The sequence below is a fragment of the Rhizobium sp. AG855 genome, assembly GCF_003610655.1.
GTDB classification, from domain to species: Bacteria; Pseudomonadota; Alphaproteobacteria; order Rhizobiales; family Rhizobiaceae; genus Allorhizobium; species Allorhizobium wuzhouense.
In genome coordinates this window covers 1,917,559-1,930,931 of sequence record NZ_RAQG01000003.1, presented here as the reverse complement: position 1 = coordinate 1,930,931, position 13,373 = coordinate 1,917,559, and the positions used below count along the sequence as shown (strand labels likewise).

Genomic DNA, 13,373 nt, shown 5'->3' with positions numbered 1-13,373 from the left:
CCTGGATCAGTTGCTCGCCCGCTCGACCCTGATGTCGCCGAGTTCGTCGATCAGCACGGTCCATTCCTCGACCGGGTCGCGCGCGGGATCGGTGCGCAGATAGACGGTCGCCATGAAGCCGGGCGTGCCCGAAACGCCGCTGGTGCTTTCCGGCTGGATGCCGGTGACATAGGGCTTGATCGCGGAAAACTCTTCCAGCTCGACGCTCTCGACCAGTCGAGGGCCGCTCTCTTCCGCCGCGATCATCTGCAGATAGACCCGTGCCGTGCGGTCCGGCTGCCGGATTGCCACCAGTTTGTAATAGCCACGGCCATTCGCGGAGGCCGTTGCCGCAGCGCCGGTCGTTGTACCCGGAGCACCGTCGACGCCGCCTTCCCAGTAGCCGCCGCTGACGACGAAGGTGGCCGTGACAGGCAAGTGGTCGATATCCTCGGCCTGCGCCAGCGGGGCCGCGGCAAGGAAGACAAACAGGCTGGCGGCAACAATCTTCATCGAACCCTCAATCGGAAAACTGTTCGGCGAGGATCCGGTCGGACCACGACCGGTCGGGATCCGACAGGATATGTGCCGTTGTATCCTCGGATTGCCGGATCTCCACTCTCAGAACCGATTTCACCTCGGAATGATCCGCGACCGCATTGACCGGCCGCTTTTCCGGCTCCAGCACTTCCAGCACCACGGTTACCTTGTCGGGCAGCAAGGCCCCGCGCCAGCGGCGTGGCCGGAAGGCGCTGACCGGCGTCAGTGCCAGAAGCGGCGCCTCGAGCGGCAGGATCGGCCCATGAGCGGACAGGTTATACGCGGTCGACCCTACTGGCGTCGCGACCATCAATCCGTCGCAGATCAGCTCTTCCAGCCGCACCTGGCCGTCGATCAATACCCTGATCTTCGCCGCCTGATAGGATTGCCTGAGCAACGAAACCTCGTTGATCGCAAGCGCAAACGACGTTGAACCATCGGCATTCTCGGTTCCCATCTGCAGCGGATGGAAATCGTTCTCGACCGCATCGGCGATCCGCTCCGGCAGCCCCTCGATGGCAAAGTCGTTCATCAGGAAACCGACCGAGCCGCGATTCATCCCGTAGATCAGCTTGCCGCTGTTCATTGTGTCATGCAGCGTCTGCAACATGAACCCATCGCCGCCAAGCGCGACGATCACATCGGCCTCGTGCGGATCGGTGTCGCCATAGGTGCGAATCAGCTCCTGGCGGGAAGCTTGCGCTTCTTCCGTGTTGGAAGCGATGAAGGACAGCGACCGGAACGTACGCGACATGGCAGGCCCTTATGGATCAGGCGCCTGTGGTACATGACAAACGCCTGTAACCACAAGCCATTTGCAGGCGCAAACAGTTCGCCCCTTTGCCTTCAGGCGATCAGGAGCTTGTGATCGCCGTTCACCATAGACGCTAACCGTGAGCCGATTTTTTGCTTTACGGCAAACCCGTTTCCGCCTAAAGACGCCTCACTGCCCTTGTAGCTCAGTTGGTAGAGCACCTGATTTGTAATCAGGGGGTCGCGGGTTCGAACCCTGCCGGGGGCACCATTTCTCTTTATATGTAATAACTTTTGCCATTGTCCTCCCGGGGCATTCTTTGGCATGGTCGGCGCGGAGCCGATGGAGACCCGATGCGCAAGACGTTTATTGCCGGCCTGGCCTTGGCCGCCTCTGCCGTTCTGATCCTGCCCGGGCAAAGTCGGGCAGCCGCGATCAAATACACCTGTGATGGTGGCGACGTCCTGACGGTCGCCTTCAGCGAATCGAGCGCGGAGCTCACCTTGCCGGACGGCGTGAAGGTGTCTCTGCCGCAGCAGCAGGCCGCGAGCGGTTTCTGGTATTCGAACGGCGGCTATGAATTGCGCGGGAAGGGCGAGGAACTGCAGTTTGCCATCGGCCGCATGGCGCCGGTCACCTGCCGCAATGCCGGCGAGGTGACCGGTCAATTCGACCGGGCGACACGGGCAGAGGTCGAGCTTGCCGAGAAGGACACCGGTTTTGACCAAAAGGGCAAGCTGACCTGCCTGCGCTATCCCAATTTCGCGCTGAAGCAGCTCGATCTCGGGGAGAAGGGGGCTGCCGGCCTTTATATCGCCTCGTCGGAAGGCCCGTGCCAGCTCAATCCGACGCTCGATCGCAAGATTAACGACGACATTGCCGGTTATCTCTGGGGCGCCGTTGGCCCTTACGCCTTCTTCCGCGGTGCCGATGGCTGGAATGGCGGCATGCCTTTCGTGGTCTACGACGCCCGCTCGGGTGCCCGCCTGACGGAGGATGTCGTGGCCGGCGAATTCTCGGCGCTGACGCTGGTGGGCGATGAGCTCACGCTGCGTTATCGTCGCACCTTTGGTGCCGAATGCTCGCTGCTCGCCGACCCGGAAGGCTGTGGCAAGAAGATCCGCCAGGCTCTCGGCCTCGCGCCGGATCGGGCCATGCCAGATTGCCAGGCCGCCTACAAGCCGGCGATCGATGCCGATCCGAATGCCGCCAAGGATATCCAAGCCTGGCCGAGCGTCGTCGACTACCCTGTGGAGCGCAAGCTGTCCGCGACGGGCACGTCTTTCGTGGCCGTCGAGGGTGAACTGACCTGCCGGCCGGCGATGTAGATCTGCATCCCAGGGTTTCGAAGTTCATGCCGATAAACCTCGGCAGTAGACATATGTCAAAAACGCGCGCCTAATCCCCCTGTGCAACCGCACCGGGGGACAATGCCATGGTCTTTGGTCTGACGCCGTTTACCCTTTTTCATGTCGTCTTGAGCCTGGTCGGCATCGTCGCCGGCTTTGTCGCCCTCCGGGGCTGGCTGGAGAGCAGCCTGAGGCCGGCCTGGACCGCCGTCTTTCTCGTCACAACCATCGCCACCACGCTGACCGGCTTTCTTTTTCCCTTTGCCGGTTTCACGCCGGCAATTGGCGTCGGGCTGATCTCTGCCATTCTGCTGGCCTTGGCTGTCTTTGCACTCTACCGCCGGCATCTGCTGGCGCGTTGGCGTCCGATCTTCATCGTGACGGCGATCGCGGCCCTCTATCTCAACAGCTTCGTCCTGATCGCCCAGGCCTTTCTCAAGGTTCCCACGCTCCACGCGCTGGCGCCGACCGGGACCGAGCCAGCCTTTGCCGTGGCGCAGGGACTATTGCTCCTCGCCTTCCTCGCACTCGGTTATCGGGCGACAACCCGCTTTCGTTCTCTCGACGCCTGATGTGATCTCCCGGCTTGAACCCGTTGGTCAGCCCTCGGCATCGAGCCTTGCCGCCTCCTGGATGTCGCGCAGCAAGTCGGGCAGCGCGCTCTGCACCCGGTTCCAGCTCGGCATGAACGGCGTCGCGTTCGGATTGTCGAGATAGACCTGGCCGGCCTCGATCAGGTTGGCGGCAAAGAGTTCGACCGCCTGCTCCTCGCGGTGCCGGTCTGTGGTCAGGCCGTTCATCCGTGCGTCGTGATAATAGGTCTCCACGAGGTCGAGCGCGGTCCGGTAATAGGTCGCCTTCAGCGTCCGGAAGGCGTCCTGGCTGAACACCACGCCGTCGGTCGCGAGCTTGCGGTAGAGCGCCTTGGTGATGTCAACAGACATGCGCGACAGCCCCTTGGCGGCATCTTCCGGCGAAAGCGGCTGGTGCTTGTGGTCATAGGCGTCGGCGATGTCCACCTGGCAGATCGTCTGTGTCGACTGGTTGCGCCACAGTTCCGACAGGACACCGATTTCCAGCCCCCAGTCGGAGGGAATGCGGATGTCGGGCAGGATCTGTGTCTGCATGGCGAATTCGCCGGCCAGCGGATAACGGAATGCCTTCAGATAATCGATATAGGGATGGTGTCCGATGACCTTTTCGAGACTGAGCAGCAGCGGCGTGACCAGCAGGCGCGTCACGCGCCCATTCAGCGCGCGGTCTGCAATGCGCGGGTAATAGCCCTTGGAAAAGACATAGGGAAAACGCGGATTGGCGACGGGGTAGACCAGCCGTGCCAGCATGTCACGCGAATAGGTGACGATATCGCAGTCGTGCAGGGCAACGACACCCGCCTGACGGGCGGCGAGCACATATCCCATGCAGAACCACACATTGCGCCCCTTGCCCGGCTGGTCGGGAGAGAGGTCTTCCGCAGCGAGTTTCGCATCGACCGCCCGCATCCGCGGCCCGTCATGCCAGAGGATGGTGTGTTTCTGCGGCAGCCGGGAAAAATACTGTTTCGCATGGCGGAACTGGGATTCGTCCGCCTGATCAAGCCCGATGACGATTTCCGAGAGATAGGGAGCTTGGGCGAGTTCCGAGACGATATGCTCGAGGGCAGGGGCTTCGAGCTCGGAATAGAGCGATGGCAGGATGAGGGTGATCGGCCGTGAGGAGGAAAAGACCGTCAGCTCCTTTTCCATCCTTTCCAGCGAGCGCTCCCTGAGATTGTGCAGGGTGGCAACCACGCCATTCTGGTGAAAATCCGCCATGTCCAAATCCTTTCGTGATGAAGCCGGTTGCGGCCGGCTCAGAGAAACCCCGTGGCAACGAGTTGATGGATCATGATGTTCCAGCCTTCTGGGCCGGTTTGCAGCGAGCGCAGGATAAAACCCTGCCGTTCCCGTGGCGTGACAGGCAGCGGCGCATGCGCGGGATTGGCGATGATGATGCCGCAATCGGCCGCTTCCAGCATGGCGAGATCGTTCGGCGCATCCCCGAGCGCCACGGTCCGGACTGGTTCGCTGGTCTCTTGCCGATAATGCGCAATGACTTGCCCCATGCGTTCCGCCTTGGAGGTCTTCGGCATCAGCGTGAAGAAGCGTCCGCCCTGGACTGCAGTATAACCTTGCGCATCGAGCAGTCCGATGAAGGCCTCCCTCTGCGCCTCGGTGCCAGTAAAGCGCCCCGGCTCGGAAAAGTGCCGCTGGCGTGCACGTTCGGCTGCGGGGAGCGGCAGTCCGGTCTCCTGGGAAACCCGCGCCACGTCCAAGTCGCCAAAGCCTTCGAAACAGGCGCCAAGCTCCTTAGGTAATTCCCTAAGAAATGATCGCAGGTGGCTGTAAGGACTCGACGAATGCAGATCGGTGGATCCGCTGCCTGCGCCTAGACCGACAACGCCTGCGCCGTTCTCCACGATCATCGGGTGGGATATCCCGATCGCGTCTGCAATCGGCCGCATCTCGGCTTCCGTCTTGCTGCTCGCCAGAATGAGCGGAATGCCGCGTGCCTTCAGCAGGTCCAGTGCCGGCCTTGCCGCCTCGAAGGAATAGCTGTCATGGTCGAGCAGCGTTCCGTCGAGGTCGGAAAAGACGAGCTTCATCAGCCCTTGACCGCCAGATGCTGCCGCGAGGCATAGAGGGCGATGGCGGCGGCGTTCGACACGTTGAGCGACTTGATCGCGCCCGGCATGTCGAGGCGGGCGAGCGCCGATACGGTTTCCCGTGTCTTCTGCCTCAGACCCTTGCCCTCGGAGCCGAGCACCAGCGCAATGCGGTCGCCGACAAGCGTGCCTTCCATCGGTGCCGGCCCTTCCGAATCAAGACCGACCGAGAAGAAGCCGAGCTTGTGCAATTCGCCGAGCGCATCGGCGAGATTGGTCACCTGGATATAGGGGATGAGTTCCAGTGCACCGGAGGCTGATTTCGCCAGCACGCCCGATTCCGTCGGGCTGTGGCGCTGTGTGGTGATGACGGCACCTGCATCGAAGGCAACCGCCGAACGCATGATCGCGCCGACATTGTGCGGATCGGTCACCTGATCGAGCACCAGGATCAGCGGGCTGTCCTTGAGCGCCTCCAGCCGGCGCACGGGCAGGGGCCGCGTTTCCAGCATCACGCCCTGGTGGATCGCTTCCGGCCCGAGGATCTTGTCGAGATCCTGCGGTGTGACCGTCTCGAACGGAATTCCGAGGTTTTCCACAGATGAGATTTCGAGCCTGACGAGCGCATTCTGCGTCGCCGAAAGCTTGATCAGCTGGCGCTCGGGATTGTCGAGCGCGGCACGCACGGTGTGCAGTCCATAGAGCAGCACCTGTTCCGGCGCGAGCTTCGGCGGCGTCCAGTCGGCATTGCTCTTGCGCGGCTTCTGCGGTCCGGGCGTGGGGATCTCGCCCCGCTCACGCTTGGCATCGCGCACCTGTCGGCGCAGCGTCGCATAATGGGTGTCACGGGCGGTTTTGTCTGTTTTGGGATCTTTGGCCATGCGCTCTTATAACGACGCCCAGGGGGCGGGCATAGACCCGGGCGCAAATTCCCGCACATGTCGGGCCTATGAAACTTTTCGGAATTTTTCGTCAAACTTCGTGTTGACATGAGCCGGTTGGGCCGTCATATACCCGCCGCAGATCAGGGGGCGACGCGCTCTGGTCGAGACTGAAAAGCTTGGTCGCCAGATCCGGACGAAAGAATGGAGAGATGCCCGAGTGGTTAAAGGGGACGGACTGTAAATCCGTTGGCTCAGCCTACGTTGGTTCAAATCCAACTCTCTCCACCATTCGTCCTCGGATCTGAATATGCGGGTATAGCTCAATGGTAGAGCAGCAGCCTTCCAAGCTGAATACACGGGTTCGATTCCCGTTACCCGCTCCAGATCACTTTCTCATGTAACAGTCTGATCTTTCTGGCTTTCTATCTTCGGTCTCGTGCATGGCATGCCGCTTTCCGTAAGGTCAGCCGAGAGCCTTCGACCACCTCCGGTTCCGGCCCAGAGCGGCCCCGCATTTAAGGCTTGCGCATTGCGAGTGAAAGCCTTAAACGGCGGGACCAAACCGGTTCGCCGGGGTAACCCCGTTTCGTTCACAGGAAGCATTCAAATGGCAAAGAGTAAGTTTGAGCGCACAAAGCCGCACGTCAACATTGGGACGATCGGCCACGTCGACCACGGCAAGACGTCTCTGACGGCAGCGATCACCAAGTACTTCGGTGAGTTCAAGGCCTATGACCAGATCGACGCTGCTCCGGAAGAAAAGGCACGCGGCATCACCATCTCGACGGCCCACGTCGAGTATGAGACGGCAAACCGCCACTACGCGCACGTCGACTGCCCCGGCCACGCCGACTACGTCAAGAACATGATCACCGGTGCAGCGCAGATGGACGGCGCGATCCTGGTTTGCTCGGCCGCCGACGGCCCGATGCCGCAGACCCGCGAGCACATCCTGCTCGCCCGTCAGGTTGGCGTTCCGGCGATCGTTGTGTTCCTCAACAAGGTTGACCAGGTTGACGACGCAGAACTTCTGGAACTCGTCGAACTCGAAGTTCGCGAACTCCTGTCGTCCTACGACTTCCCCGGCGACGACATCCCGTTCGTCAAGGGTTCGGCTCTGGCTGCCCTCAACGACAGCGACAAGAAGATCGGCGAAGACGCCGTTCGCGAGCTGATGGCGGCCGTTGACGCCTACATCCCGACGCCTGAGCGTCCGGTTGACCAGCCCTTCCTGATGCCGATCGAAGACGTGTTCTCGATCTCGGGTCGTGGTACGGTTGTCACGGGCCGCGTTGAGCGTGGTATCGTCAAGGTTGGCGAAGAAGTCGAATTCGTCGGCATCCGCGACACCAAGAAGACCACTGTTACCGGCGTTGAAATGTTCCGCAAGCTGCTCGACCAGGGCCAGGCCGGCGACAACATCGGTGCGCTCGTCCGTGGTATCCAGCGCGACGACGTCGAGCGTGGCCAGGTTCTCTGCAAGCCGGGTTCGGTCAAGCCGCACAAGAAGTTCATGGCAGAAGCCTACATCCTGACGAAGGAAGAAGGCGGCCGTCATACGCCGTTCTTCACCAACTACCGTCCGCAGTTCTACTTCCGCACCACGGACGTGACCGGCATCGTGTCGCTTCCGGAAGGCACGGAAATGGTTATGCCGGGCGACAACGTCACGGTTCAGGTTGAGCTGATCGTGCCGATCGCGATGGAAGAAAAGCTGCGCTTCGCGATCCGCGAAGGCGGCCGCACCGTCGGCGCCGGCATCGTCGCCTCGATCATCGAGTAATGATCGAGAGGTCGATGGCGTAAGCTGCCGACGGCGCTCAGAACGTTCAGATGGCGCGCAAGCGCGATCTGAACCCGGCGCCGGCATCGTCGCCTCGATCATCGAGTAATCGATTTTCCCGCAAGGGAAGACCAAGAGCCCCGCTGGCAACAGCGGGGCTTTTTTGTGTTTTGGAGTTCTGCAATTGCCGTCCACTGTCGCGACCTTGAGCAACAGCCGGAATGGGCCTGCCAACAGACCCAGCCAACGCTGTAGCAGCGGCTAGGACTGCGATTGAGGCATCGCGAGCTGAGGGGCGGGACCTGCGCTCTCATGCCCTGTCGAGCAAATGCTCTTCCGCCAGCCGCAGAAGGTCTGTCACGAGATAGCCGTTGATCGTCATGCCGTTGAGATCGCATTCCGCGATCGAGACATCCGCGAGGCTGCCGAAGCGGATCGTGCTGCCGTTGAAATCCACATGCGTGAGGCTGGAGGCATGCATCAGCACGTTCTCGACCAGCGCGCCACTCATCGCGACGTTGCGGATCGCCAGTTGTTCGGCATTCGCGTCCGTGATCAGCGCCTTGCCGAGGTCGACATTGCTGAACACCGCTTCCTTGAGCGAGATGTCGGTGAAGCGCGATTCGGACAGATCCGTATCGTCGAATTCGGAACCGGGCAGGGCGGCATTGCTGATCCGGATCATCGCAGTCCTCCGCAGGAATATGACAGACTATCGGAGAAGTGCAGCCGTCTGGCAAGTCGGACCTTGTGCGGCGCCCGGCATTGCCGCGCGCCGGCAAATCAGCGGCAGGCGCCAGAACGGAAGATCCCTGTCAGGGATTTCCTGACGCGACCAGTGCATGGCTTGCATGCGCAAATCGTTCTTCGGCGCGCACCTTAGCTCGGTTACTATTGCAACCATGGTCGACCGCAGGCCGAGCTTCAATGCGTCAACACGAATTCGGGGGCAGGCGAGATGCAGCAACGACGTTTGTCCCGACGGAGGGCGAGGAGCCCCGTCATTACCATCGCGGCGCTCACTGCGGGCCTTCTGTCCGCCACGATGCAGGCCGAAGCCGGTGACGGACCCTTTGTCTGGAATGCGACAAAGACAGGCGACACGCTCAAGGTCCGCCCCGGTGTCGCACTGACCGTTCCGGGAAACCTGCGCCTCGGCCTCGAATCGGCGCTGATTGCGGCAGACCCGTCCGGCGCGCGCACCAAGACCGCGCCTCTGGCGGTCTGGAGCGAAATGGATCTGCCGGGCCGTCAGGCGGCCTCGACGCTTGGAATGAGATTGGACCCGCACAGCGGCGCGGGCAGGGCGGTGCTGCGCCAGGCGCGCAACGTCAGTGCCGGCACGAATGTGGATCTGTCGCTGGTGAATGCGTTTGAAGCGGGCCAGCGCATCAATGGTCGCAGCGCCTTCGTCGCTCGCCAGGAGTTGAGGCTCGAGTTCTCCGATATCGGTGCGGCGCTTGCCGGCACGGCGGTACTCGACAACGCAGCGCCCGCCCATGCGAGCATCAAGGTTGAGCAGCAGCTGCCGCTGGGAATCAATCTGTCGGCCACGGTCAGCGATTTGCGCACGCGGCCGAACGCCGTCTTCCGGGCGGGGCTGTCCGGCCGCTGGTGATGCGCAGGCCCTGGGAATGAAGCCCATTGGGGGCTTTGGGAAAAAGGCGGAAAAAGTCTCTTGCCATTCGCGCGTTGCCGTCTTAAAGGGAGCGCCATGCTTCGAGCGAAACGAGTTTCGCCTGAAGTCTAGGCTTAGGGGTATAGCTCAGTTGGTAGAGCGGCGGTCTCCAAAACCGCAGGTCGTCGGTTCAAGCCCGGCTGCCCCTGCCATTTCCCGCCCGGCGCGCTTGAGAGTGCAGACGGGCAAGACGATCTGGCAAAGCCGAAAAGTTGCAGAAGACCTTTTCCCCCTTGTGAAATGGGGAATCGGTCGTTATGTAGGGTTCAAACAGACACGCGGTGCGTGGGGCTGACCAAGGTCGGCTTTACGCGCCGTAAATGCGTGGGCATTAAATGGCATCCAAGAGTAATCCATTCGCGTTTCTGCAGCAGGTACGCTCCGAGACGTCCAAGGTTACGTGGCCCTCGCGTCGCGAAACCACGATTTCGACGCTCATGGTTCTGGCGATGGTGTTTTTCGCGGCGCTGTTTTTCTTCGGCGCGGACCAGCTCATCAGCTGGCTGCTCAGCCTCGTGCTGAGCGTCGGTAATTAATCGGGCGGGAAAAATCATGGCTGCACGTTGGTACATCGTCCACGCATATTCGAATTTTGAAAAGAAGGTCGCCGAGGACATCGAGCACAAGGCCAAGCAGAAGGGGCTCGATCACCTCTTCGAAAAGATCCTGGTGCCGACCGAGAAGGTCGTCGAAGTCCGTCGCGGCCGCAAGGTTGATAGCGAACGCAAGTTCTTCCCCGGTTACGTCATGGTTCGTGCGAACCTGACCGACGAGGCCTATCACCTGATCAAGAATACCCCGAAGGTCACGGGCTTCCTCGGTTCCGACAACAAGCCGGTTCCGATCCCCGATTTCGAGGCTGAGCGCATCCTGGGCCAGGTCCAGGAAGGTGTCGAGCGTCCGAAGTCGACCGTGTCTTACGAAATCGGCGAGCAGGTTCGCGTCTCCGACGGTCCCTTCGCTTCGTTCAACGGCGTTGTCCAGGATGTGGACGAAGAGCGCTCGCGCCTCAAGGTCGAAGTCTCGATCTTCGGTCGCGCCACGCCGGTCGAGCTTGAATACAGTCAGGTCGAGAAGGTCTGATTGCAGAAAGGGAAGGCGACTTCCCGATCCGCGTGGGAGGATGGGGGCCTTTAGCCGGGCCCGTCAGACGCACCACGCAACCGCAGCCGCCGGACATGTCCGGCATGTTATGGCCGGGAAACCGGTCTGAATGAAAGGCAGAGAGTAATGGCTAAGAAAGTTGCAGGCCAGCTCAAGCTCCAGGTCAAGGCAGGATCGGCGAACCCGTCCCCGCCGATCGGCCCGGCTCTTGGTCAGCGTGGCATTAACATCATGGAATTCTGCAAGGCGTTCAATGCCGCCACGCAGGAAATGGAAAAGGGTATGCCGATCCCGGTCGTCATCACCTATTACCAGGACAAGTCCTTCACCTTCGCAATGAAGCAGCCGCCGGTCACCTACTGGCTGAAGAAGGAAGCAAAGATCACCTCTGGCTCGAAGACTCCGGGCAAGGGTGCGAAGGTCGGTACGATCACCAAGGCGCAGGTCCGCGCAATTGCCGAAGGCAAGATGAAGGATCTGAACGCCGCCGACATCGAAGGCGCAATGCTGATGGTTGAGGGCTCTGCCCGCTCCATGGGCCTGGAAGTGGTAGGTTGATCATGGCCAAGGTAGCAAAGCGTATTCAGAAGATCCGCGAAGGTGTTGACCCGACGAAGCTCGTCGCTCTCTCCGACGCCATCTCGATGGTCAAGGAACGTGCCGTCGCCAAGTTCGACGAAACGATCGAAATCGCCATGAACCTCGGCGTCGACCCGCGTCACGCAGACCAGATGGTCCGCGGCGTGGTCAACCTGCCGAACGGAACCGGCCGTGACGTTCGCGTCGCCGTCTTCGCACGTGGCGCCAAGGCTGATGAAGCCAAGGCTGCTGGTGCAGACATCGTCGGCGCAGAAGACCTGCTCGAAATCGTCCAGAGCGGCAAGATCGACTTCGATCGCTGCATCGCCACCCCGGACATGATGCCGCTCGTCGGTCGCCTCGGTAAGGTTCTTGGCCCCCGTGGCATGATGCCGAACCCGAAGGTCGGAACGGTCACTATGGACGTCACGGGCGCCGTCAAGGCTTCCAAGGGCGGTGCCGTCGAGTTCCGCGTCGAGAAGGCTGGTATCATCCACGCCGGCATCGGCAAGGCTTCCTTCGACGCCAAGGCGCTCGAAGAAAACATCAAGGCCTTCGCTGACGCCGTCATCAAGGCCAAGCCGGCTGGTGCCAAGGGCAACTACGTCAAGCGCGTAGCGATCTCTTCGACCATGGGCCCGGGCGTCAAGATCGACCCCTCGTCGGTCACGGCGTAATTGAAATTCGACCGGAGCCTGTTGCTCCGGTCCATCAAGTTTCCGGCCTTTCGGGGCCGGAAATGCCTGGTGTCAAAACCAGGCACTCCTGTCCGAGATTGTGGGCGGCTGAAAGGCCTTAATATTCGCCTGCATGAGACGGGTAAGATCCGTTTTTAAACGTCTGATGACGTCTTGAAGTTCGGTTCGAGCCTTATTCGCCTTATGGCCGGTCATACCGGTTCAGAGGGGACAGGATCCTCAAGCGTCGCTTGGGATCTGACATGTTTGGATCCCCTGAGGCAAAAGGCAAACCCGGTGGGGCCTGCAGGATTGCGGTCCCATCAACTGGAGACAGACAGTGGAAAGAGCGGAAAAACGCGAATTCGTCACAGAACTGAACGAAGTCTTCAAGGCTTCCGGTTCGGTTGTTGTGGCCCACTATGCTGGTGTCACGGTTGCGCAGATGAACGACTTCCGTTCGAAGATGCGCGCTGCTGGCGGCACCGTCAAAGTCGCGAAGAACCGCCTGGCCAAGATCGCTCTTCAGGGCACGGAGTCGGAAGGGATGTCTAACCTGTTCAAGGGTCAGACACTCATTGCTTACAGCAATGACCCGATCACCGCTCCGAAAGTCGTCATGGATTTCGCCAAGACCAACGACAAGATCGTTGTGCTCGGCGGCGCCATGGGAACAACCACGCTCACCGCCGATGCAGTCAAGTCGCTTGCGACCCTGCCGTCGCTGGACGAGCTGCGTGCGAAGCTGCTGGGCATGATCCAGACTCCGGCTACCCGCATCGCAGGCGTGGTTCAGGCACCGGCAGCTCAGCTTGCTCGCGTGTTTGCGGCCTATGCCAAGAAGGACGAAGCCGCGTAAGGCGGTTTTTCGCTGTTCATACCCTAACCCGTTCGTTTCGAACCGAACATCTATTAAGGAACTTGTATCATGGCTGATCTCGCAAAGATCGTTGAAGACCTCTCCTCGCTGACCGTTCTGGAAGCTGCTGAGCTTTCCAAGCTGCTCGAAGAAAAGTGGGGCGTTTCGGCTGCTGCTCCGGTAGCCGTTGCTGCTGCTGGTGGCGCTGCTGGTGCCGCTGCTCCGGCTGAAGAAGAAAAGACCGAGTTCGACGTCATCCTGACGGATGCCGGCGCCAACAAGATCAACGTCATCAAGGAAGTCCGCGCCATCACCGGTCTCGGCCTCAAGGAAGCCAAGGACCTCGTCGAAGGCGCTCCGAAGGCTGTCAAGGAAGGCGTTTCCAAGGCTGAAGCCGCTGACCTCAAGAAGAAGCTTGAGGACGCCGGCGCTAAGGTCGACGTTAAGTAATATCGGAATGCGGCGGGAGAGGGTTTCCCTTTCCCGCCGGTTTCCTCCGAACATATTACCCAGGGCCCGTATGAAAACGGTCCCTGGGTAATG

At 60.9% G+C, this 13,373-nt stretch carries 16 protein-coding genes and 4 tRNA genes; 14 read left to right on the top strand and 6 right to left on the bottom strand.

Going from position 1 to position 13,373, the window contains the following annotated elements:
* Nucleotides 1-6: 6 nt before the first annotated feature.
* Both DFO46_RS09500 and DFO46_RS09495 read right to left on the bottom strand, forming a co-directional pair.
* On the bottom strand, nucleotides 7-492 hold the full coding sequence (locus DFO46_RS09500) for a hypothetical protein (protein WP_120277112.1): 486 nt from the start codon (nucleotides 490-492) through the stop codon (nucleotides 7-9).
* Between the two features lie 7 nt (nucleotides 493-499).
* Nucleotides 500-1,273, bottom strand: a complete 774-nt coding sequence (locus tag DFO46_RS09495; RefSeq protein WP_120277111.1) for an NAD kinase — start codon at nucleotides 1,271-1,273, stop codon at nucleotides 500-502.
* Nucleotides 1,274-1,467: 194 nt separating this feature from the next.
* Here DFO46_RS09495 and DFO46_RS09490 point away from each other — a divergent pair.
* The 3 genes from DFO46_RS09490 (at nucleotide 1,468) to DFO46_RS09480 (ending at nucleotide 3,194) form a co-directional block, all read left to right on the top strand.
* Nucleotides 1,468-1,543, top strand: a tRNA-Thr gene (locus DFO46_RS09490).
* A gap of 83 nt (nucleotides 1,544-1,626) precedes the next feature.
* A complete protein-coding gene (locus tag DFO46_RS09485) occupies nucleotides 1,627-2,601 on the top strand; it encodes an MliC family protein (RefSeq protein ID WP_120277110.1) in 975 nt (324 codons plus the stop codon).
* A gap of 107 nt (nucleotides 2,602-2,708) precedes the next feature.
* The gene (locus tag DFO46_RS09480) at nucleotides 2,709-3,194 is read left to right on the top strand and encodes a hypothetical protein (RefSeq protein WP_120277109.1); all 486 of its coding nucleotides are present in this window, start codon (nucleotides 2,709-2,711) and stop codon (nucleotides 3,192-3,194) included.
* 27 nt (nucleotides 3,195-3,221) lie between these two features.
* On the opposite strand, the gene DFO46_RS09475 is transcribed toward DFO46_RS09480, so the two are convergent.
* The 3 genes from DFO46_RS09475 to rlmB are packed head-to-tail and all read right to left on the bottom strand — an operon-like array spanning nucleotide 3,222 to nucleotide 6,147.
* Complete coding sequence (locus DFO46_RS09475) at nucleotides 3,222-4,436, bottom strand: glycosyl transferase (RefSeq protein ID WP_120277108.1); 1,215 nt, start codon at nucleotides 4,434-4,436, stop codon at nucleotides 3,222-3,224.
* A 38-nt stretch (nucleotides 4,437-4,474) separates the two neighbouring features.
* Nucleotides 4,475-5,266, bottom strand: coding sequence for an HAD-IIB family hydrolase (locus tag DFO46_RS09470; protein ID WP_120277107.1), 792 nt, complete (start codon nucleotides 5,264-5,266; stop codon nucleotides 4,475-4,477).
* Nucleotides 5,266-6,147, bottom strand: a complete 882-nt coding sequence (gene rlmB / locus DFO46_RS09465) for a 23S rRNA (guanosine(2251)-2'-O)-methyltransferase RlmB (protein WP_120277106.1) — start codon at nucleotides 6,145-6,147, stop codon at nucleotides 5,266-5,268. The genes DFO46_RS09470 and rlmB overlap by 1 nt, the downstream gene beginning before the upstream one ends.
* A gap of 206 nt (nucleotides 6,148-6,353) precedes the next feature.
* Between rlmB and DFO46_RS09460 the strand changes: the two genes are divergently transcribed.
* From DFO46_RS09460 to tuf, 3 genes are all read left to right on the top strand, one after another.
* Nucleotides 6,354-6,438, top strand: a tRNA-Tyr gene (locus tag DFO46_RS09460).
* 21 nt (nucleotides 6,439-6,459) lie between these two features.
* Nucleotides 6,460-6,533 (top strand) — tRNA-Gly (locus DFO46_RS09455).
* 224 nt (nucleotides 6,534-6,757) lie between these two features.
* Nucleotides 6,758-7,933, top strand: a complete 1,176-nt coding sequence (gene tuf, locus DFO46_RS09450) for an elongation factor Tu (RefSeq protein ID WP_120277104.1) — start codon at nucleotides 6,758-6,760, stop codon at nucleotides 7,931-7,933.
* A 310-nt stretch (nucleotides 7,934-8,243) separates the two neighbouring features.
* Here tuf and DFO46_RS09445 read toward each other — a convergent pair whose 3' ends face one another.
* A complete protein-coding gene (locus DFO46_RS09445) occupies nucleotides 8,244-8,618 on the bottom strand; it encodes a pentapeptide repeat-containing protein (protein WP_110794115.1) in 375 nt (124 codons plus the stop codon).
* 273 nt (nucleotides 8,619-8,891) lie between these two features.
* Between DFO46_RS09445 and DFO46_RS09440 the strand changes: the two genes are divergently transcribed.
* The 8 genes from DFO46_RS09440 to rplL all read left to right on the top strand — a co-directional run bounded on the left by DFO46_RS09440 (nucleotide 8,892) and on the right by rplL (nucleotide 13,280).
* A complete protein-coding gene (locus tag DFO46_RS09440) occupies nucleotides 8,892-9,551 on the top strand; it encodes a hypothetical protein (protein ID WP_147412752.1) in 660 nt (219 codons plus the stop codon).
* Nucleotides 9,552-9,687: 136 nt separating this feature from the next.
* A tRNA-Trp gene (locus DFO46_RS09435) sits at nucleotides 9,688-9,763 on the top strand.
* Nucleotides 9,764-9,946: 183 nt separating this feature from the next.
* Nucleotides 9,947-10,147 (top strand): preprotein translocase subunit SecE, encoded by a 201-nt coding sequence (gene secE, locus DFO46_RS09430; RefSeq protein WP_062278356.1) that lies wholly within the window; start codon nucleotides 9,947-9,949, stop codon nucleotides 10,145-10,147.
* 16 nt (nucleotides 10,148-10,163) lie between these two features.
* A complete protein-coding gene (nusG, locus tag DFO46_RS09425) occupies nucleotides 10,164-10,694 on the top strand; it encodes a transcription termination/antitermination protein NusG (protein ID WP_062278354.1) in 531 nt (176 codons plus the stop codon).
* A 147-nt stretch (nucleotides 10,695-10,841) separates the two neighbouring features.
* Nucleotides 10,842-11,273: a 50S ribosomal protein L11 gene (rplK, locus tag DFO46_RS09420; protein WP_006728786.1), complete on the top strand. Its 432-nt coding sequence runs from the start codon at nucleotides 10,842-10,844 to the stop codon at nucleotides 11,271-11,273.
* Nucleotides 11,274-11,275: 2 nt separating this feature from the next.
* On the top strand, nucleotides 11,276-11,971 hold the full coding sequence (rplA, locus tag DFO46_RS09415) for a 50S ribosomal protein L1 (RefSeq protein WP_110794113.1): 696 nt from the start codon (nucleotides 11,276-11,278) through the stop codon (nucleotides 11,969-11,971).
* A 340-nt stretch (nucleotides 11,972-12,311) separates the two neighbouring features.
* Nucleotides 12,312-12,830 carry a 50S ribosomal protein L10 gene (gene rplJ / locus DFO46_RS09410; protein ID WP_110794112.1) on the top strand — a complete coding sequence of 173 codons (519 nt, stop codon included), beginning with the start codon at nucleotides 12,312-12,314 and terminating at the stop codon, nucleotides 12,828-12,830.
* A 69-nt stretch (nucleotides 12,831-12,899) separates the two neighbouring features.
* Nucleotides 12,900-13,280 carry a 50S ribosomal protein L7/L12 gene (rplL, locus tag DFO46_RS09405; protein WP_110794111.1) on the top strand — a complete coding sequence of 127 codons (381 nt, stop codon included), beginning with the start codon at nucleotides 12,900-12,902 and terminating at the stop codon, nucleotides 13,278-13,280.
* Nucleotides 13,281-13,373: the final 93 nt, after the last annotated feature.